Source organism: Lentilactobacillus fungorum, assembly GCF_016860605.1.
GTDB classification, from domain to species: domain Bacteria; phylum Bacillota; class Bacilli; order Lactobacillales; family Lactobacillaceae; genus Lentilactobacillus; species Lentilactobacillus fungorum.
In genome coordinates this window covers 162,074-181,651 of record NZ_BNJR01000014.1, presented here as the reverse complement: position 1 = coordinate 181,651, position 19,578 = coordinate 162,074, and the positions used below count along the sequence as shown (strand labels likewise).

Sequence of the window (19,578 nt, the reverse complement as noted above, 5' to 3'; positions counted from 1 at the left end):
TTCAAGATTCAATGATTAAATCAAAAGTTTTTCTTACCTAGGGGATATTAGATTGTATTTGTAGTATTCTCATATGTAGGGGGCTTTATGATGTTTAAACGAGCAATTTTTTCAGCAATGGTGACACTGCTTTTTGCTGGCTTTGGTATGATAATTGCTATTCAACCTCAGCCAATTACGGTTTTGGCTAAGAAAGTAAAGATCACAAGAACGTCTGCGCCAAAGATTGAGCAGTACTTCGATCCTAAGATTGTAAAGGAACAGCAACAAATGGATCAGCGTGAAAAAGAGCTTAGTGAAAAGGGCATTCAGGCGACCTTTGTACCTCTTCCTTGTACGGCTTTTATCAAAGCGCCCGTTGGCAGTCGGGTTGTCATTAGGCAACAGAGCAAGACTTTATACAACAAAGTGATTAAAGACCGAGTTGTTTTATGGAAAACCAACGTTACCAATCATAAGTTCTATATGGATGCTGCTTACCCGGTCGACGCATACGCAAAACTGCCCAAACACAAGGTGTCTAAAGTTGTTCATTTCAAATTTGAAGCTTATCCAAGCTGTGATTAGGCATATTCATTACTTATTCGTTAACCAAACGTTCCCAAACATTGGTTGGATACTACTTTGCCGGTCTACGCTAGTGTGAAGCTGCCCCGTCATAAAACTTCTAAGGTTGTTAAAGCGCATTTTGTCGGCTATCCCGGATACTAGGGGTAATTAATTTGAGGTTAACTATTGACATCGCCGCGATACCCGGCTAAGATAAAAGCTAAATTAATGAGAGAACGCTGTGAGAAAGTTGAGTAGCGCTTTTAGGTCCGCAAGCGAGCCTTGGTTGGTGGGAGAAGGCAGGATTAGAAGCGTGAAAATCCCTTTTGAGCGATGTACCGAAGAATTTAAGTAACGTGCATTGGTGACACCCATTATCGTGTTAGCGTATCGCTTTTTTGGCCGTACGTGAAAGGCAGTTGTAGTGATATAACTGCAAATATAAGGTGGTACAGTGCAGTGGGCGCCCTTAATTCAGCATAGATGATATGTTGAGTTGGGGCGCTTTTTTTAGTATGCGGAGCCAAGCGGTTAGAAACCGGAATATAAGTCTCCCCAACAATAAATCCATGGTTTGGGGATTTATTGTTGGGGTGCTTATATGGAGGTTTCTGCTTGGCGGAGCATCATTCAACTCGGTGGCCAAGCAAAGCGCCACTTCCTCCCAGCAATCTCTTAATTCACAACGAAAGGTGATGGTTTTCTTGAAATCTCAGATTAAGAACGGTCCGATTAGTCGCTTCAAACAATTACATCAGCTAAAGGAGTTTATTCGATATGAAAGAGTTACAAGATTTAAATCCAAATCCGTTACGAAAACGTGATTACTTTGTTGTAAGTTCAATGTTATTTGGTTTGTTTTTTGGAGCTGGTAATTTGATTTTCCCGATTCATTTGGGACAATTGGCCGGTTCGCACTGGGTATTGGCAACGGTTGGCTTCTTGGTAACAGCCGTCCTCTTGCCATTGCTGTCGGTACTTGCCGTTAGCGTGACGCGTTCTGAAGGGGTTTATGATATCGGCAAACCACTAGGCCCCGCTTTTGCGCTTGCCTTCATGATCATGATTCATGCCACTATCGGCCCACTATTTGGAACTCCCCGGACAGCAACGGTGCCATTTAGTGTTGGTGTCCAACCGCTTTTGCCAAGTTCGATGGCTCACGTTGGCCTGCTATTATTTTCCGCTGTCTTTTTTGGCTTGGCCTTCTTGATTTCGTTCCGGGAATCCAACATCATGACAACGGTTGGTAAAGTATTGAACCCGTTATTCTTACTGCTATTATTTAGTGTCTTTTTACTTGGTTTTACTAATCCGATGGGCAGTGCTGCCAAACAAGCTGCAACAACAGCCTATCAACATGCGTCGTTTTTCAATGGCTTTTTGCAGGGCTACAACACGATGGATGCTTTGGCTGGCCTGGCCTTTGGGGTTACGGTGGTCACAGCGGTTCGCCAGTTGGGAAAAACCAAACCTAGCAGCAATGCCAAAGTAACTGCTAAAGCAGGGGTCTTTGCGACTACTGCGATTGGCTTTATCTACGTCGTCTTGATCTGGTTAGGCACAACGACGTTATCAACTTACAAGGTTTCAGCTGATGGCGGGGTCGCTTTTAACCAGCTGGTCACATACTATCTGGGTGGCTTTGGTCACGCCTTATTGGCAACGTTACTGACAGTGACATGTTTAACGACGGCCGTTGGCTTGGTAGCTGCCTTTGCCCAAGACTTCCATAAGCATTTTCCAAAGGTGAGTTACAGAGCTTGGTTAGGCTTCATGTGCCTGGCATCGTTTGGGACGGCTAATTTTGGCTTGGACACGATCATCCAGTGGTCAACACCCATGTTGATGTTCCTGTATCCATTTGCGATGGTATTAATCCTCTTATCGGTCTTTTCACCATTATTTGACCGGGACCCGGTTGTTTATGCCTTAGTCGTTGGCTTCACAACTGTTCCTGCATTGCTTGACATGGTGGCTGCCTTTCCACCAGTTGTCAGTCAGAGTGCGTTTGGCTTGGCTTTGGGATCCTTCCAAGCCCACGTATTGCCGTTTGCCAGCCTGGGGATGGATTGGGTTGCTCCAGCCGCAATTGGCGCTGTGCTTGGATTGGGCTATCACTTCTTGCGACCAGTTCTTGGCAGAGTACGGACAACCAGTTCCCAGAAAGAATAGGTTGGGCACGCACATCGCTGACCTGATTTGAAATTTACATGAGAAAAGCTTGGGCTTCCAGCAGATGGCTGTTAGCTCAAGCTTTTTCATTTGGGATATCAGTTAATCTTCGCTGCGTTCATCGTTAATTAACTGATACTTATCTTGTTTATTTTCCACGGCTTGGTGGTTGGCCCTGCGATAAAAGGGGTGTTGTGCGCAGGCGGCTTTTGATGATTCTTTAGGCTAGCTTGTAGGTTGACGTGATTTTTACTTTGTCATTGCAGGGCTCTGTTTGAAAGCTTACATCGTGGTAAAACCGCCATTTTCAGTCATCAGTTTATTAAAACCAGTTACCGTTTCTGTTCGGTTCCAATCACGCTGCAATTCACAAAGCATCTGGGGGATTGTGATCAAGTGGGCGCCAGCTTGCTCGATTCTCCTGAGGGCTGTCTGATGAGCTAACGTTGAAGTGCCGCCAACCGCATCAACGACTGGATAGACCTCATAGCCTTCCTTGATGGCATCAAGGGTTGGGAAGGTTAAGCAAGCCTCTGTCCACAAGGCAATGATGATGATTTTCTTGCGGTTGGGTGCTTTGATTGCCCGATTGAATTCCTTGTCTTCCCAAGCATTAATGGTGGTCCGATCGTATGAAGGATGGAAATCGCCGACAACCTTTTTAATTGAAGGAATCGTATCATTTTCTGCCTTACCATTTGCGCGAACCGTTGTCAAAATAATAGGGAGCTTGTACAACTTCGCCACTCTGGTGACCATTGTGGCGTTATTAATTAAATCAGCGTGTTTCATGGAGCCAATCGAGTTAACCTGAAGTGGTTGAAAATCGATAATTGTCAAAAGAGAATTTGAAGGTGAAAGTAATTCATCGTCCTTACCGCGTTTATCCATACTTGTCATGTTACGAAAACCTCCCAATTTAAATAATCATTGAATTCGCTTACATAATACACCCATTTGGCTTGTGAAACGACGCCTTTTTTAAAAAAGTAAGCGTTGCTTGAAAGTTTAGCTGTTTGAATTAAGATAGAGGGTAGACAAAAATAAAGTGGCGAGTAATAGAATGGAAAAAAGATTAGTAAGAGTTATGATAGCTTTCATCAGTATGTTAATCATGTTAGGAATATTGGTTCCCCAAGTAAATGCCTCAGCAGTCAATCATTATATTGCCAAGCATCATATTAAGCATGTCACAATTACGACCAAAATTTGGGGTGGCTTCCCACATTATAAGTATCGTCACGGCAAGGGCAAGCCAGAAGGCGTAGTTGTCCACGAAACTGGTAACCCGCACTCGGATATTTTTGGCGAAATTGCTTATATGAAGAAGAATTATCGAAACGCCTTTGTTCATTCGTTCGTTGACGACGACCACATCATTAACATCGCCAACACGAATTACCTGGCCTGGGGCGTTGGCTATCCTGGTAACGCACGGTTTGTTCAGTTTGAGCAGGTCGAAATGCATACGAAGAAGAACTTTGCTCAAGAAGTTGAAAACGCAGCTTATTACGTGGCTTACTTATTAAAAGAATACAAGCTTAAGCCAAATGACGCTTGCTACGACGGCAAAGGAACGGTTTGGTCGCACGCAGCGGCTGCCAAGTATTTGGGAGGGTCCGACCACACCGATCCAGTTGGCTATTATAAGAATCGGGGTAAGAAGTACTTCCATCAAGCCTATACGATGAAACAGTTTTATCATTTAGTATTGACAAATTATGAGAATTTGTGAGGATGGAGACTGTTTGGGCACCTTCATTTGCGGCTTACCATTTTTTAATTGTAGGCACGTGTTGTACGTGCTAAAATGACCCTTGTCGGGAGGCATCGTGCACATGCCTATGACACAAAAACAAATGGTTAAGTTGCTGACCAAGCATGGCTGGTCAATAGCCAGCGGTGGTAAGGGTTCCCATGTGAAAATGGAAAAGCCTGGCAATCGACCGATAATTGTTCCGCACGGTGAACTAAACAAATACACCGAACGCGGCATTAGGAAGGAAGCTGGGCTACTATAGTCGGCTTTCTTTGCGCAGCGAAAGGAGTGCTACCATGTACATTGCCTATCCAGCTTTGTTCTACTACGCTTTTAATGAAGCAACTAAATACTATGTTTACTTCCCGGATTTTGGTTCATCCGGAACTCAGGGAACGGATATTGCGGATGCCATGAAAATGGCAGCGGACTGGTTAGGAATTGTAGCGGCCGATGATTTGGATAACGGTCGTCAATTGCCCCAACCTTCAAATTTAAATAATATTTCTTTAGTTAATGACAATCCTTTTAAACAAGAACCAGATTTTTCCTTAACATATGATCCTCAACGGTCATTTACCTCCATGGTTTCCGTTGAGGTTGATCATTATTTGCATAATGATCAACCTGTGAAAAAAACGTTAACGATTCCCAAATGGGCGGATACCATGGGTAAAAAGAAACGAGTTAATTTCTCTAAGTTACTTACCAAAGCCATTTCAAATGCTAAATGAATTGTTTCTAATTCTTAGATGCACACTAAATCCAAATTCAATCAATGCAATTTGTAAAAAGATTTCAATTAACTATTTACAAATTGTATTTTTTATTCTATTATCTAAAGAGTAATCGGTACGATTTAGAAAAGGAGAGGTCATTTAATGTTACATAAATTATTGAGGTTTAAGTTTTTATTTGTGGCCCTATTGGTCGTTTCGCTGGGCGTTATTGCGGCAGGATGTTCCAACAGCAGTTCGGCTAAGAATGGTAAGATTAAAATTACCGCTACCACTGACTTTTATGGTGAGGTTGCCAAAAAAGTTGCTGGTAATAAAGGGGATGTGACATCCGTTATTACAAACCCCAATATTGACCCTCATGATTATCAGCCTTCCACTAAGGTTGCCAAGCAGACGGTGGGTTCAAAGATTGTCGTTGCTAATGGAATTGGCTATGACGGCTGGATGAACAAGCTGGTTAAGGATAGTAGTAAAGTTGATTACATCAAAGTCGGCGAAGATTTGATGGCTAAGCAAAATGGTGATAACCCCCATCTTTGGTATAACCCAGCAACGATGCCTAAGTTAGCTAACACGATTGCAACCAAGTTAGGTAAACTTCAACCAAAGAACAAAGCTTACTTCAAAAAGAATGCTAAGAAATACATCGCATCTTTGAAACCAATTAACAGTAAGATTTCTCAGCTTAAGCAGATTGCAGCTACTAAGAAGAATAAAAACGTTTACGTTAGTGAACCGGTCTTTGATTACGCACTAAAAGCAATTGGCTTCAAAGTTGGCGATCCTGAGTTCGAGAATGATACTGAAAAAGACGTTGACCCATCTCCGCAAACGATTAAAACAATGCAGGACGGGATTAAGAATCACAAGATTGCCTTCTTTGTCTTTAACAAACAGGTGGATGACAAGACAGTTAATAACTTAGTTGCCTTAGCTAAGAAGAATAATGTTCCTGTATTACCAGTAACTGAGACGTTACCGGCCAACAAGAATTACGTTCAATGGATGTCTGATCAATATTCACAATTGATTAATATTTTAAAGTAAGGTCTCATTACTAGGAGTTCAATAGCTCCGAGTTTGGTTTGTAATCGATTACGCGACATGATATGTTAACTCTGGACGGCTTTTCGAAGCTTTCCGGAGTTTTTTTGTGAGTATGGATTTATTTATTCACAAAAAATCGATTTGTTATTTAAGGAGTGGATAGATGTGGAAAAGACAAGCCAAATCGAAATATTGTCAAAGTTAATTAGTATTCAATCAGTCAATAATCATGAGGAAGAGGTAGCGGATTACATAACGTCGCTATTTGAACCATACAAGGGAAAAGGGGTTCAAATCGATCGGATCACTTATGCCCCTCATCGTGATAATTTGGTGGTGACAATTGGGAAAGGTGATCGAATTTTAGGCTTTTCTGGTCACGAAGACGTCGTTGATGCGGGTGACCGTCAGTCTTGGAAGACGGACCCATTTAAGGCGACCATTAAAGATGGCAGGCTTTATGGACGGGGAGCAACCGATATGAAGAGTGGACTGGCCGCTGTCATCATCGCAATGCTGGATATGTTGGCTGAGGATTCAGTCCCCGGCAAGATTAAATTGTTTGCAACAGTGGGAGAAGAAACTGGCGAGTACGGTGCCGCTCAACTGACCGAGGCAGGTTACGTGGATGGCATTGATGGCATGCTAATTGCTGAGCCGGGTAACGAAATGAACGAAGTTGGCTTCACCTCAAAAGGTGTGATTGATTATATTGTGACCGCTATTGGAAAAGGCGCCCATAGTTCTCAGCCTGAAAAGGGCATCAATGCGATTGATCACCTAATTGACTTTGCAACCCAAGTCAAACCACTCATGGCAAAATTTGATAAGACTGATTCAGTTTTGGGTAAACTCACTCACGTTCAGAGTTTGTTTAATGGTGGCGAACAGATCAACAGCGTGCCTGCTAAAGCAGTTATTAAGGGAAACATCCGAACAATTCCGGAATATCCCAATCAAGTAGTCTTTGACGCATTAAATGGACTGGTGGCTAAATTGAACCAAAAGGCTGGCTACAACTTGAGTATTCGTTATAGTTTCCCAGAAGAAGCTATGCCTGGAGACGCTCATTCACCATTTATTAAGCTGATAAAAAAGGTTCATGATGAGATGTATGATAAGCCGTTGGTTACTAATGGTCAATCTGGAGCCAGCGACGGTTCCGAATTCTTGCATGCCAAAGGTGATTTTGGCATTGCGCTGTTAGGACCAGGAAATGATACCGCTCATCAAAGCAATGAGTACGTGGACATCGATGCTTATCGCAAGTCAATTGACTTTTACAAACACTTTGCCCAAGCATTCTTCAAATAACGAAAGGAGTGTCTTGAATGGATCACTCAGATCAGCTTAAACGGCATCGTTTTAAGATGCCCTCGGCGTTTACAATCCTTTTTGGCATTATTATTGTCATTGCCGTTTTAACGTGGATTGTTCCCGCTGGCACGTATTCAACCACTGCCAATGGAACGCTTATTAGCGGTACGTATCACACGGTGGCCAGTCATACTCAAGGATTATGGGATGTCTTGATGGCACCGATTATTGGGATGATTGGGAACAAGCAGACAACGGGCGCAATTGAAATTTCAATGTTTATTCTGGTTATCGGTGGCTTTTTGGGCGTTGTTAATCAAACCGGTGCGTTGGATGACGGCATTCGAGCGATTGTTCATCGATACACTGGTCATGAAAAGCGACTGATTATTATTTTAATGGTTCTCTTCTCATTAGGTGGCTCCACTTATGGAATGGGAGAGGAAACGATGGCCTTTTTTCCATTATTAATTCCAATTATGATGGGTGTTGGCTACGATTCACTGGTTGCTGTGGGAATCATTCTCTTAAGCACTCGAGTGGGTGATTTGGCCTCGACAGTGAATCCATTTGCCACGGGAGTTGCTTCTGGAATTATTAAAATATCCCCAGGCTATGGGTTGTTTTCAAGAGTTATTTTGTTGATTATTGTGACTGGCATGGCAATCTGGTTTGTCATTCACTACGCTGAAAAGGTGAAGAAGGATCCAACCAGTTCCCTTGTTTATAATCAACGTGACGCCGATATGAAGCGGTTCTCAGTGGCCGATCGGACAAGTGTCCCCCAGCCGTTGACCAAATCGCAGAAACGAGTTCTTTGGGTATTTTGCCTCACTTTTATCATCATGATTATTGGCTTGGTTCCGTGGACAAGTATTAATCGAAATTGGAATTTCTTTAATCAATTCAATGACTGGTTAACTGGCAACGCTTTTTTAGGGACTGTTCTTGGAAAAGACATTTCTGCGCTTGGTAATTGGTATTTTAATGAAATCACTTTGCTGTTTTTATTCATGTCAATTGTGATTATGTTCGTCAATCATATGAAGGAAGCTCAATTTATTAGCGCCTTTATGAGTGGTATGGCGGATTTGTTAAATGTTGCGATTATCGTCGCTGTTGCTCGGGGAATTCAAGCAATTATGAATAGCGGGATGATTACTGGAACCATCCTGCACTGGGGTGAAAGCGGTTTGAGTGGGCTGCCCAAACCAGTCTTTGCCATTCTAGCGTTTGTTTTCTTCTGTATTTTATCGCTATTAATCCCGTCCAGCTCAGGCCTTGCCGCTGCAGCGATGGGGATTATGGGGTCGCTGGCGGCGTTTTCGCACGTTGAAGGCAGTGTTGTTGTGTCGGCGTTTCAAGCTTCCTCTGGGTTAATCACTGCCATTACGCCAACTTCAGCCATTTTAATGGGAGCCTTGGCACTCTCTAATGTGAGTTTGACTACTTGGTGGAAGTGGACAGCTAAGTTGATTGTGGCATTGTTTGCTGTTACCTGTGTTTTCCTGGCAGTTGTGTCGGTTATTTAGCTTTCAAATAAATGGTTTTAAAAACCCTTTGAGGTTGAATACTCGAAGGCTTTTTAGGACCATTTGTTAACAAAATGTAAAGTTCATTCAATTTACTTCAATCATTACCGAAAGCCGGCTATTATTTATCGAAAGTCGATAAATAACGGAGGGATTATCGTGAAAATCAAAACGGGTTTTCTAAAGTTAGCGCTAGTTGGTTTTGGGGTCATTATATTGTTACTGTGCCTGTTTGTCTTCCCAACTATGTTAGTGCGCTTAAAGCAAATTTACACGCAAATCACAGTATCTCGAGATGTGTTTGCTGGCTGCCTGTATTTGTCTGCGGGGTTGTTTTTTATTGCTGAAGGCTATGCTTATCAAATTTTGCGGTTGGTTGATCAGGACAATGTGTTTTCTGGCCAAGCGTTAAAGGCGATAAAGCGAATTAAAGGCGCTACTGGCGGAATGGGCGTTTGCTACCTGCTGTTTTTGCCGATGATTTATCAAGTAGCTCAAGTTGAAGATGCACCGGGGATGATTATCATGATGGCCTTGATTGCAATGATTCCCCTGACGGTATCGACATTTGCGGCGATTTTAGAGAAACTTCTGCAAAAAGCTACCGAATTAAAACTTGAAAATCAATATACCGTGTGAGGTGAGCAAATGCCAATTGTTGTTAATTTAGACGTCATGTTAGCGAAGCGAAAAATGTCCGTCACGGAATTATCCAAAGAAGTCGGGATTACGATGGCAAATTTATCAATCTTAAAAACCGGCAAAGCAAGAGCCATTCGGTTTTCGACGCTTGATAAGTTGTGTGAAGCGTTGATGTGCCAACCAGGAGATTTACTGGCATATCAGGATAGGTAGACTGCTTTAATGGTTTATTTTCTAATATTATAGGGCAATCAATCTGGCTATACTTAGCTACCCTTCATACTAGATATAGTTTTTTAAATCATAAAAACCACTCAAGTCTTTTAGTCAAAGTGACGTGCTAGGAACTAAAAAACTTGAGTGGTTTTATTGTAATTTGACAATAGCTGGAGGATTAAGGTTGTTTTGCAAAATAATTTTTTGCCGCAAAGTCAACCATATCCAAAATATATTGATTAGCTTTCCTACCTGGAGTTGAATTTGGAGAAAGCAGATTAAAAGCGTGAAAGCAACCGGGAAAGACTTTGAAGTGAGTCGGGACACCGTTTGCTTTTAATTGATTAATATAGGTTACCGTCTCATCATAAAACACTTCAATATCTCCCACAAATGTACATGTTGGTGGCAAATTTGAATAATCCGTTGTTCTTGATGGTACAGCGTATTCAGGGATATTGTTTTGCTGATATAGGTTTCCTAAATAAAGCTTCCACCCAAGCTCATTTGCCTTTTGATCCCAGACAGGTGCATTACTGTTTTGAGCAGATTTAGAATTATTGCGGTCATCCAACATCGGGTAAAGTGGCATTTGAAAGGCGATTGCAATTTCATGTTGATCGCGAGCATATACCGAAAGGGCAGCCGTTAAGCCTCCACCTGCGCTTTCGCCACCAACCATAATTTGATCAGAACGCATGCCGTATTGACTGCCATTATTGCTCAACCACCGTAGGGCAAGGTAGCAATCATTCAAAGCTGCTGGATATGGTTCTTCAAGTGAGAGACGGTAATCAGGAGCAACAACAACTGCACCGGTTCGCTTAATGATGCCCCGGATGGTTTGACTCTCAATTTCTGGTATCCCGATAGCGTAGCCGCCACCATGAATGTACAAGATCCCCGGAACGTCTTTTTTTAATCTTTGAGGGGTATAAACGCATATTCGCAAATTTGTCCCGTTTGACCGTGGAATAAAATGCTGCTCAAAGTTGATATCGTCTGTGAGATTGATTCCCTGAGAGCCAAAATGAATAGCAGCGTTTAGAAATTTGACACTTTTTTGAGAGTGCAAGATTCGATTCATATGCAACGGCACAAACTTTCTTAATTCGGGATGAATCATTTCTTTTGTGACATACATTGTTAGCACCTCCTTCACAGGTTGAAAAATTTTTTATCAGTTCGAATGGTTTGTTCCCGGAAAGCGGCTATCCGCTTCCTATTTAAGAATTGTTCAACTAGTAGACCTGCAGTCAGCAGCATCGTTAGTGCTAAAAAAATACGTTTCATTTCATAACCTCCGTTCTTATAAACTTGTAAAAATGGGATGATACACAGTGTCAGCTTTTTTGGCTAACTTTGATATTGGCTTGTATGGGTCAATTACTATTCATTTGAATCTTTTCTTAGATTGGGATTGCCCTGCGTTTTATTTTTTGGACGCAGTAAATAAATGATCGCTGGTAGAATGGTCAACGTGCTAATTAATGCGTAGGCCGTATCTAAAACCGTGATAAAGCCAAATGATCGCAGGACTGGGAAATTAACAAAGGTTAACGTGGTAAAGCCGGCGATAACTGTTAGGCCAGATACAGTGATTGCCTGGCCGACAGAGCCGAGAGCAGTCTCAATTGATTGCTCATTATTTTCTCCCCGACGACGTTCTTCAATATATCTCTCCAGTACTAAGATCGTAAATTCTGTTCCAATACCTAAAATGAGTGAACTTAAAGAAATTGTAACAGGGTTATAACTGATCCCGAGTAATTTTAATGTCATTGGCGAAAGGCCAAGGACGATCACAATTGGCAATAGTGGGTAAATTGCGTAATGGAAGTGCCGATAGACCAACAGAAGGACGATAAAAATCGTGATTAATCCTGCAATAATGATTAATTCATGATTAGCAGTCATATTGTTAATTCCCTGAAGCATCATACTGGTAGAGCCCGCAGGCCGAATGGTTAAATCACCAGAAACATTTTTGGCATCTTTGGAAATTTTATTCATCAGCTTCAATTGTTGATCTGATTTGAGGTCTGGATTGATTTTGAATGTGATTGTTGCGTACTGATGATTATGACTCAGTAAGTTCTGGCGAATAATCGCTGGCATCCCACTAATTGTCGTATTAATTTGTTTTTGATTTTGAATCAAACTGGATTTTCCAAGCGACGTTGCTAAAGAGGTGCTATCTAAAATTGTTTTCTTACCATACTTAGCTTGGACCTGATTACCAAAATCATGAATTGCTTGGAGGTTATCTTTCTGCCGGACATCGTCTGATCTTACCAGATACGTGAAATTAGTGGTGGAGCCGATTTCCTTAATTACCTTATTATTTGCTTTAAGGGCTGGTAAGTCTTGGGGGATCATTTTAATTAGGTTAGTCTCAATTGAAATGTGGCTTTCAAAGAAGAACCCAATGCCACCAATTAATACGCCAATAATTGTAATGACGCCAGCATGCTTCATAACCCATTTAGCGTAATTTGCTAAGATATGATTAAGCCATGATTTGTTTGTGTTTAGTTTGGCGATTTGTTTAAAGTTAGTTCGTTGATCTAACAGTGATACGATTGCAAATGTCAAAGAAAATTCTACGATATAGCACATTAACACACCAATTGCTAAGGTGATTCCAAAGAATTTCAACATGGGCGCTTTTGAAATTAACATGGTCAAAAAGCTGAGAATCATGACCACACCGGCAATTCCGACGGCCATGCCAGAGTGGCCTGCAGTTGTTGCAACAGCATTGGCGGGTTGCTTGGGATCCTTCTTGAACTCTTCTTCATATCGATTCAAAAACTGAACGCCAAAATCGGTTCCTAGTCCAATGAGAATGGGTAAAGTGGCCATGGTGGCCATTGTCAAATCGATTTTTAACCATCCCATTAAACCAAATGTCCAAACCATCCCAATCAGAACAAAGACTAATGGCAATAATCGGCGACGAACGGGGAAGACTAGTAACAAAATCACAAACATGATAACCACCGCTGCGGCTAGCATGATGGCCATACTCTTGGTCATTTGTTTACCAACTGTTCCGGCAACTGCAGGGGAACCAGCGACGGCCGCTGTGTAGTGATTTGAAGATAGACCAGCTTGCTTAATTAAGTGCTGAATTTGTTTATATTGGGTGTTATTTTGATTCATGTCGGTGTTAGCCGTTGTCGTTAGCGTGACTAACAAGTGTTGCCCATTTTTGGGCAATAATTGTGACATTGAGCTTGGAACCTTGCCGTTATCTGAGTAAATGAGTTGGTTAAGAAGGTCGGCACTCATATTTTGAACTGCTGGCAGCATACTTAACATTTTTGCGGCTAAGGCTTGAGTTTGAGTTTTAGTAAGAATCTTTTGAGTGTATGCTTGAACCCGTAGTTGTTGTTTAGTGCTTAACAGTTTCGTCAATGCGCTGGTGCTTGTCGCTGACTGATTAGATTGGCTAGCAGCTTGAGCCATCTTTGCCTTTTGGCTGCTAGTTAAGATTGAAACGGTGTAGGCGGAGAGCTGCTTTTGCTGAGCTGTTGACAATGATTTGGTAGTGAATTGCTGTAACTGCTTCTTTTGGGCAGCCGATAACTGTGCCATCATTGATGTTTGCAACTTTGCCGAATTGGTCCCGGTTCCACTGGCCAATGCATTGGCTGAGGATGAATTAAGTTCACCATTTAAAACGCCGGCGACGTCCGTAACCGATTTGATGCCGTCGATTTGCTGGGCTTGCTCGGCAAATCGGTGTACTTTCTTAAAAGTTGCAGGACTGACGGTTGATTGGCCACTATTTTGAATATCAACGATAAATACATCATTTCCAAACTGTTTTTGATACGTGGCAGAATCCTTAGCAATCTGAGAACTTTGACTCACAAACATGCTATTGCCAGTATTCATTTGAATTCTAGGTAACCCTAATCCAAGGATTACGGTGATAATCCCGATGATGATTAACGCCAGCTTTGAGTGATTATAGATAAGCTGGCCAGTTGCTGAAAATAGTTTTTTCATTTAATTGATCATCCCTTCTTTATGGTGCCATTAATACAAGCTGACATTAAATAAACAGCGTGTTGGCTTAAAACACGTTTTTTAGTATAATGTGTACGAATTGCAAGCACAATAAGTAAATGGATGGGTAAATGTTATCAAATCAACAGTTTTAACTGAGGTGTCTAAAATATGGTTGGAATCAAAAATAATCGGCGAACCAAATACACGATTCACGCCATCAAAGCAGCAATGCTGGTACTGTTAGAATCCGAACCGCTATCAAAAATTACCGTGACGGAGATCTGTAAGCAGGCGGATGTGAATCGGGGAACTTTTTATCTCCATTTTGATAATCCTGATAGTTTGTTTGAAGCAATTGAAAACGATATTTCAGCGGAAGTGATGCCGCTGCTAAGGGTTCATCAAAAAGATAATTTGCAAGATTGGGGTCGGCGATTAGTTTCCGTCGTTGAAAATAATCAAGTGGCTATGCGGGTAATTCTCAAAGCGCAACGAGAAGATAAAATCACCATGGCCATATTTTCTGAGGCCCATGAGTTATTTCTCAACGATTTTTCGAAACAGTTTGGTGTAACCGACCAACGAATCCTAGAGTACTACTTCACTTTTTTTATTAGTGGCTCAATTGGTGTTTTCAACCAGTGGTTAAATGATGAGCATCCGATTCCAAAGGATGAGATTGTCAAAATGTTAGTTTCACCGTATTTCTTAACAAACAAGAAGTAGTTTGGCTAATAAATGCTTGATCATCAAGCTGGGTAAGGATTTCTTGAAAGTGATTGATAATGAGAAGATACTAACATTTTTTGAGACAAAGCAAGAAGGTCACAATTATTCCCAGTTTTGGGAACCTTTTGTGATAGTTGGCTGTAAAGATGATTTGTTGTTGGCGTCGTATTGCGTTAATCGCATTCCCTTGACACGTTAACCAATGCTTGTGAAGACGCAATTATTAATGGTCGGTTGAAAGTGTCAAAGGTACTTTTGCCATGGCGTTAACTAAATATTAGCCAAATAAAAACAGCTGCGACTAATTTGGGTCACAGCTGTTTTTAGATTATATGTGAGTGTATTTTAAGGCTTTAAATAACTGGTGCGACAGCTTCTAGCCGTTTTGCTTTGCGCCCTACTTCAAATAACCTCGCCAAATCCAGCCACCATGGTTGCCGGTTGTACTCTTGACATGGTAATAAATGGCATAATGACCGGTATTCTTCTTGTATAACTTCTCATGAGCATCAGTTCGCCAAGTAACGTTTGGCAAATCGGCGTTATAGCCGTAACGGATACCCAAATGTTTAGAATAACGAGCACCTTTGGTCGTTTTGTAATAATGTCTGCCCATGGGCTTTCGCCAAATTAATTTGACGGACTTAGAGCGGGATGCTGAATATTGCTTACCGGCAGATGGGCCAGGAACCATGACGACTTGGGCCTTTTTTGATGAGTTAGTTGACGTAGACGTTGCTGACGAACTTGAGCTACTCGATGAACTAGCTGCCGATGAAATTGCCGAATTAGTTGCTGTCGAAGTGGTTACCGTGCCCGAATTCAAATAATAATCATTGTTCAACTGACTCACGTCGAGGTTTTGGGCAATATTTGGGAACCGATAATCCGACGCCCATTGCCAAGCGTTGGCGTTTGGATATTTGGAGCCGGCCGGCTGATTGGGATAATCTGCGATCCAACCGGCATTTGATGCGTTGGTGTCAACGTGGACACCTAACCAACTTGCCATGGTGTATAAATCAGTTTTATTATAGCCTGCTTGATTTAATGCTGCGTCAAAGGTAGCGACATTGGCATCGTTGTTTGCTCTAGAAACGCTGGCTAATTCAGATGATTCAAAGTCAGTCACCATAACCACGTTGGTTGAGCTGGTAACGGATTTGACGGCGTTAATGAACGTTTGAGCTTCGGCTTGCGCTTGAGCCGCTGACGTAAAGTGAGCGAAGTGATAAAAATTAATGCTTAAGCCCGCTTGCTGCGCATATTGAACTTGTTGTTGGAGATACGGATTGGTGTAATAGGTACCTTCAGAAGCTTTAATTGTAACAGCTTTAACCCCATTTTGTGCCAGTGTTTGATAATCAGCTGCAGACAAATTCCCCTGCCAACTGGACACATCAACCATATCGGTGTTTGGCAGCGTGCTGGAAGGATTAGTCACGGCATTTGCGGTAATGGAACTACCGAGTAAGATACCCCCCGCAACTAATCCTAAAACAGCCATGCTGGATTTTCGCTTTAAATTCATAATGTTCACCCTCAATTAGTAGAATAGTGAGCTGGGTAAAGCGACTAGAAGTCAAAACATCAGTCTCCGTCAACGAAAATTCTTAGGCTTGGCGTTTTTGTTGACGAGGTTTACGTACCGACTACTACTTTGCTCAGCTGTCCTAAAATATCTTTCACTTGTGATACTAACATGAATAGAGAGTGTTCAAAAGGATTTCTATTTGGATTTATCCTTTTTTCGATCAAGTGAAAAGCTCCAGTAAATTAATAGTAAAATAACGGCCGTAATTGTAATCGTTGTAATATTATTTGGCATCTGGTGGGTACTAACCCGCCAAGCAATGACGATCAAAATAATTTGGAAAAACCAGGAGAGAATCGACTGGCCGGCAAATCTTGTTCTTAAAAATTTCATTGTAACTTCCTCCATTATTCAGGGATATCGCCATTTTCTGGGATATAGTCAATTGAATCAGCAATTCGTTTCGGAATTGGAATTTGTGGATCAACGTGGGGATTGTTCAAATGAATCAAGTTATAGGACTTGCGATACTCTCTGGGCGATAGTCCCATCTCGCTCTTGAAGCGACGCATAAAGACCTTGGGATCATTGAAATAAGAATTGTCGGCAACTTGCTTGATTGGCATTTCGGTTCTGACCAGCAGTAAGGTTGCGACTTCAATTTTGACATGATTTAGGTATTGCAGGGTGGTCATACCAGTACAGCGCTTGAACAGTCTGGTTAAATAATCGGGGTTGAGATGGACCCGATCAGCAATTTCAGCGACTGTTAGCGTGCTGGACATGTTGGCACGAATCCATTCTTTCATATAATTAATTCGAGTACTGTCTTCGCTGTTGGCATCTGGCCGGTTGAAATATGACTTATACAACTGAATTAAAAGAGCAGAAACTAAATAATCACGTTCTTCAATAAATGACAGTTCGTTGTGAATCGATAAAATTTGATGAATTAAAATCGTTGCTTCTTCGTAGTCATTTAATTTGAAATACATTGGTAAAAAGATCTTTCGCTTCTTATTCTTGTTGGCCTTCACCTCGGTGGTCATTTCATCTTCATCCGAGTTAAAAGCATCTTCCTTGTGTTGGGAGAAAAAGTGCAGCCAATAGAAGTCGACATCGTTTTCGGAGTTTTGATAACCATAGAACGTTGTAAATGGCGGCACAATCAAAACTTCATGGGCTTTTAACGTAAATCGCTGATCATTAATTTGTAGATAAATTGGTCCTTTGATGCAGAGAATCAGTTCATAATCACCTTTATGATACATTCTACGGTGCTTCCAAGGCCCATGCGCAATAAATTCACCACCTTTGTAATAAAGTAACGTTTTTTCCAGTGTAAATGTTGAAAATAACATCATAAAGACCCTCCTAGTACCTAGTCGGAAATAGTCACCAAACATACATAAACTGAGAAAATGGCTAAATATCGGAAATGGTTACCAAATATCAAGAAAGTGGTAACCATCGGGTTTCACAAGCAACCAATTAACGCTCTAAAAATCTAACTGGTCGGATTGTATCACCTCTTTTGCTATTATAGACCTTTTTTTCTCTTTTGAAAACGGTTACTATTTTATTTGTAAATAGGAAATGGTTCCTTGGACGGGGAACCGCTGATAGAAAGGAAGTTGAAAATCATGTCAATCATGAGTCCAACCAGAAGCTCGCCTTCTTGAGATGAATTCTCCCAGTTTTATGATTCAGCTATATTTTTTATTTTTAATCGTCAATGTAAGCGGTTAGATAAATTCTATATACTACGGAGGCTTTTATCATGAGTTCAAATGCAAATGTTGATTCAAATACGGCAAGTGCTCAAGCATTACTTGCCAACGATACATTGCCATGGCATCGTAAAATCACTTATGGTTTTACCGATATGTCTGGTAACTTGCTCTACTGTATCATCAGTTCTTACATGCTATACTTCTTTACGAACGTTTTTGGTTTGTCAGTCGGAACGGCCGGGGTTTTACTTTTAATCGGTCGGATCTTTGATGCGATTGGCGCACCTGTCATGGGGATTTTGGTTGACCATACTCACAGTAAATATGGTAAGAGTCGACCATGGTTCCTCTGGATGTCATTACCATTTGCGATCTTTGTTTGGTTACTGTTCACGACACCAGCTTTAAGCGGTACGTTAAAAGTGCTATATGCCGGTGTTATGTACATCCTGGCCGACTTATCCTATACGGCAATGTCAACACCAATTACGTCAGTATTGCCTAACTTGACTTCAGATACTGACGGCCGGATGCAAGCTAACTCGATTCGATTGGTTTTAGGTAACGTTGGTAACTTCTTCGCTGTTACCTTTATCATTCCATTCGCTGGCTTGCTTGGCGGCGGTAACGATCAAAAAGGTTGGTCATTAGCCGTTGGGATTTACTCAATCGTTGCCTTCATTCTTTTAATCGTTGCCTTCTTGGACATGCGTGAAAAGAATATCGAAAACGAAAAAGTTATTACGATTAAAGAAAGTTTAAAAGCAACCAAAGGTAACTGGCCTTGGGTCTTGATCGTTGTTGCTAACTTGGCTTACTGGACTGCCTTTATTGTTCGTAACTCCTCAATGCCTTATTACTTCCAGTACAACATGAGCAGCAAGGCTTTAATTTCATTCTTCAACGGTTTCACTATTATCCAAGTTATTGGGATGGCTTCAGTTCCATTCTTCGTTAAGTTCATGCACAAGTGGGGCACAACCGTCTTCTTCCTATTGATGACAATGGTTGGCCAAGCTTGGGTTGGCTTTGCAGGTTCTAACGTTACTTCAGCATTAATCGGCTGGTGTGTTGCATGTATCGGATCAGGCTCTGCTTGCACGATGTTCTTCGCCATGGTTGGTGACACGGTTGACTTTGGTGAATGGAAGACCGGTGTTCGGGCTAACGGTTTCTTAACAGCCATTGGTGCTTCATTCTGTATCCAAATGGGTTCAGGATTCGGTTCATTTATTGCTTCAATGCTTCTCAAGGGCTTCGGCTTCAACGCTGCTGATAAAGTTCAAAGTGCCGGCAGTCTTTCAGGAATTAGTTTCACATTCGTTTGGGTACCAATTATCATTTACGCAATCAGTTTGGTATTAATGATTGTTTACCGTAAGTGGGAAAATCACGAACCAGTTGTTAAGGCTGACCTTGCAAAGCGCAACGCTGAAGAAGCAAACAAGGCTGAAGCAGCTCAAGCTTAATTGGAATTTAGGACAGCTGCGCAAAGCAGAAACTCTCACATAAGCACCTTGGCCAAAAATCCCAGAACCGGTGATTTTCGCCCAAGGAGACTTATGCTCCAGTTTCTAACCGCTTT

General features: G+C 41.6%; 19 protein-coding genes. 12 read left to right on the top strand and 7 right to left on the bottom strand.

The features are described 5' to 3' along the window. The first annotated feature begins 87 nt into the window (after positions 1-87). On the top strand, positions 88-567 hold the full coding sequence (locus tag YK48G_RS08325) for a hypothetical protein (protein ID WP_203630261.1): 480 nt from the start codon (positions 88-90) through the stop codon (positions 565-567). A gap of 759 nt (positions 568-1,326) precedes the next feature. After that, positions 1,327-2,724: a branched-chain amino acid transport system II carrier protein gene (brnQ, locus tag YK48G_RS08320; RefSeq protein ID WP_203630260.1), complete on the top strand. Its 1,398-nt coding sequence runs from the start codon at positions 1,327-1,329 to the stop codon at positions 2,722-2,724. A 282-nt stretch (positions 2,725-3,006) separates the two neighbouring features. Here the strand turns inward: brnQ and YK48G_RS08315 are convergent, their stop codons facing one another. Continuing rightward, entirely contained in the window at positions 3,007-3,624 is a 618-nt protein-coding gene (locus YK48G_RS08315) for an isochorismatase family protein (protein ID WP_203630259.1), read from the bottom strand. A gap of 214 nt (positions 3,625-3,838) precedes the next feature. Between YK48G_RS08315 and YK48G_RS08310 the strand changes: the two genes are divergently transcribed. The 8 genes from YK48G_RS08310 to YK48G_RS08275 all read left to right on the top strand — a co-directional run bounded on the left by YK48G_RS08310 (position 3,839) and on the right by YK48G_RS08275 (position 9,974). Continuing rightward, on the top strand, positions 3,839-4,459 hold the full coding sequence (locus YK48G_RS08310; RefSeq protein ID WP_232365329.1) for a peptidoglycan recognition protein family protein: 621 nt from the start codon (positions 3,839-3,841) through the stop codon (positions 4,457-4,459). A gap of 103 nt (positions 4,460-4,562) precedes the next feature. Next, on the top strand, positions 4,563-4,745 hold the full coding sequence (locus YK48G_RS08305) for a type II toxin-antitoxin system HicA family toxin (RefSeq protein WP_203630257.1): 183 nt from the start codon (positions 4,563-4,565) through the stop codon (positions 4,743-4,745). 34 nt (positions 4,746-4,779) lie between these two features. Further along, positions 4,780-5,217, top strand: coding sequence for a type II toxin-antitoxin system HicB family antitoxin (locus YK48G_RS08300; RefSeq protein ID WP_203630256.1), 438 nt, complete (start codon positions 4,780-4,782; stop codon positions 5,215-5,217). Positions 5,218-5,364: 147 nt separating this feature from the next. Next, on the top strand, positions 5,365-6,270 hold the full coding sequence (locus tag YK48G_RS08295) for a metal ABC transporter solute-binding protein (RefSeq protein WP_203630255.1): 906 nt from the start codon (positions 5,365-5,367) through the stop codon (positions 6,268-6,270). A gap of 165 nt (positions 6,271-6,435) precedes the next feature. Further along, positions 6,436-7,584, top strand: coding sequence for an ArgE/DapE family deacylase (locus YK48G_RS08290; RefSeq protein WP_203630254.1), 1,149 nt, complete (start codon positions 6,436-6,438; stop codon positions 7,582-7,584). A gap of 17 nt (positions 7,585-7,601) precedes the next feature. Then, a complete protein-coding gene (locus tag YK48G_RS08285) occupies positions 7,602-9,119 on the top strand; it encodes a YfcC family protein (protein ID WP_203630253.1) in 1,518 nt (505 codons plus the stop codon). A gap of 159 nt (positions 9,120-9,278) precedes the next feature. Further along, a complete protein-coding gene (locus YK48G_RS08280; protein ID WP_232365328.1) occupies positions 9,279-9,758 on the top strand; it encodes a DUF2975 domain-containing protein in 480 nt (159 codons plus the stop codon). Positions 9,759-9,767: 9 nt separating this feature from the next. Beyond that, positions 9,768-9,974, top strand: coding sequence for a helix-turn-helix domain-containing protein (locus YK48G_RS08275; RefSeq protein WP_203630252.1), 207 nt, complete (start codon positions 9,768-9,770; stop codon positions 9,972-9,974). A gap of 181 nt (positions 9,975-10,155) precedes the next feature. On the opposite strand, the gene YK48G_RS08270 is transcribed toward YK48G_RS08275, so the two are convergent. The 3 genes from YK48G_RS08270 to YK48G_RS08265 all read right to left on the bottom strand — a co-directional run bounded on the left by YK48G_RS08270 (position 10,156) and on the right by YK48G_RS08265 (position 13,994). Next, positions 10,156-11,121 carry an alpha/beta hydrolase gene (locus tag YK48G_RS08270; RefSeq protein WP_203630251.1) on the bottom strand — a complete coding sequence of 322 codons (966 nt, stop codon included), beginning with the start codon at positions 11,119-11,121 and terminating at the stop codon, positions 10,156-10,158. 14 nt (positions 11,122-11,135) lie between these two features. After that, positions 11,136-11,270 carry a hypothetical protein gene (locus YK48G_RS13615; protein WP_284692028.1) on the bottom strand — a complete coding sequence of 45 codons (135 nt, stop codon included), beginning with the start codon at positions 11,268-11,270 and terminating at the stop codon, positions 11,136-11,138. Positions 11,271-11,366: 96 nt separating this feature from the next. Further along, complete coding sequence (locus tag YK48G_RS08265; protein WP_203630250.1) at positions 11,367-13,994, bottom strand: efflux RND transporter permease subunit; 2,628 nt, start codon at positions 13,992-13,994, stop codon at positions 11,367-11,369. Between the two features lie 171 nt (positions 13,995-14,165). Between YK48G_RS08265 and YK48G_RS08260 the strand changes: the two genes are divergently transcribed. Continuing rightward, positions 14,166-14,723: a TetR/AcrR family transcriptional regulator gene (locus tag YK48G_RS08260; protein WP_203630249.1), complete on the top strand. Its 558-nt coding sequence runs from the start codon at positions 14,166-14,168 to the stop codon at positions 14,721-14,723. Positions 14,724-15,123: 400 nt separating this feature from the next. Here the strand turns inward: YK48G_RS08260 and YK48G_RS08255 are convergent, their stop codons facing one another. From YK48G_RS08255 to YK48G_RS08245, 3 genes are all read right to left on the bottom strand, one after another. Continuing rightward, on the bottom strand, positions 15,124-16,257 hold the full coding sequence (locus YK48G_RS08255; protein WP_203630248.1) for a GH25 family lysozyme: 1,134 nt from the start codon (positions 16,255-16,257) through the stop codon (positions 15,124-15,126). A 198-nt stretch (positions 16,258-16,455) separates the two neighbouring features. Beyond that, a complete protein-coding gene (locus YK48G_RS08250) occupies positions 16,456-16,653 on the bottom strand; it encodes a hypothetical protein (RefSeq protein WP_203630247.1) in 198 nt (65 codons plus the stop codon). Positions 16,654-16,667: 14 nt separating this feature from the next. Further along, a complete protein-coding gene (locus YK48G_RS08245) occupies positions 16,668-17,624 on the bottom strand; it encodes an AraC family transcriptional regulator (protein ID WP_232365327.1) in 957 nt (318 codons plus the stop codon). A 416-nt stretch (positions 17,625-18,040) separates the two neighbouring features. Between YK48G_RS08245 and YK48G_RS08240 the strand changes: the two genes are divergently transcribed. Next, a complete protein-coding gene (locus tag YK48G_RS08240) occupies positions 18,041-19,462 on the top strand; it encodes an MFS transporter (protein ID WP_203630246.1) in 1,422 nt (473 codons plus the stop codon). Positions 19,463-19,578 lie beyond the last annotated feature (116 nt).

Bases quoted from the DNA above. Each gene is read 5' to 3' on its own strand.
- YK48G_RS08325 (WP_203630261.1), top strand. From the start codon at position 88: ATGATGTTTAAACGAGCAATTTTTTCAGCAATGGTGACACTGCTTTTT.
- brnQ (WP_203630260.1), top strand. From the start codon at position 1,327: ATGAAAGAGTTACAAGATTTAAATCCAAATCCGTTACGAAAACGTGAT.
- YK48G_RS08315 (WP_203630259.1), bottom strand. From the start codon at position 3,624: ATGACAAGTATGGATAAACGCGGTAAGGACGATGAATTACTTTCACCT.
- YK48G_RS08310 (WP_232365329.1), top strand. From the start codon at position 3,839: ATGTTAGGAATATTGGTTCCCCAAGTAAATGCCTCAGCAGTCAATCAT.
- YK48G_RS08305 (WP_203630257.1), top strand. From the start codon at position 4,563: ATGCCTATGACACAAAAACAAATGGTTAAGTTGCTGACCAAGCATGGC.
- YK48G_RS08300 (WP_203630256.1), top strand. From the start codon at position 4,780: ATGTACATTGCCTATCCAGCTTTGTTCTACTACGCTTTTAATGAAGCA.
- YK48G_RS08295 (WP_203630255.1), top strand. From the start codon at position 5,365: ATGTTACATAAATTATTGAGGTTTAAGTTTTTATTTGTGGCCCTATTG.
- YK48G_RS08285 (WP_203630253.1), top strand. From the start codon at position 7,602: ATGGATCACTCAGATCAGCTTAAACGGCATCGTTTTAAGATGCCCTCG.
- YK48G_RS08275 (WP_203630252.1), top strand. From the start codon at position 9,768: ATGCCAATTGTTGTTAATTTAGACGTCATGTTAGCGAAGCGAAAAATG.
- YK48G_RS08270 (WP_203630251.1), bottom strand. From the start codon at position 11,121: ATGTATGTCACAAAAGAAATGATTCATCCCGAATTAAGAAAGTTTGTG.
- YK48G_RS13615 (WP_284692028.1), bottom strand. From the start codon at position 11,270: ATGAAACGTATTTTTTTAGCACTAACGATGCTGCTGACTGCAGGTCTA.
- YK48G_RS08265 (WP_203630250.1), bottom strand. From the start codon at position 13,994: ATGAAAAAACTATTTTCAGCAACTGGCCAGCTTATCTATAATCACTCA.
- YK48G_RS08260 (WP_203630249.1), top strand. From the start codon at position 14,166: ATGGTTGGAATCAAAAATAATCGGCGAACCAAATACACGATTCACGCC.
- YK48G_RS08255 (WP_203630248.1), bottom strand. From the start codon at position 16,257: ATGAATTTAAAGCGAAAATCCAGCATGGCTGTTTTAGGATTAGTTGCG.
- YK48G_RS08250 (WP_203630247.1), bottom strand. From the start codon at position 16,653: ATGAAATTTTTAAGAACAAGATTTGCCGGCCAGTCGATTCTCTCCTGG.
- YK48G_RS08245 (WP_232365327.1), bottom strand. From the start codon at position 17,624: ATGATGTTATTTTCAACATTTACACTGGAAAAAACGTTACTTTATTAC.
- YK48G_RS08240 (WP_203630246.1), top strand. From the start codon at position 18,041: ATGAGTTCAAATGCAAATGTTGATTCAAATACGGCAAGTGCTCAAGCA.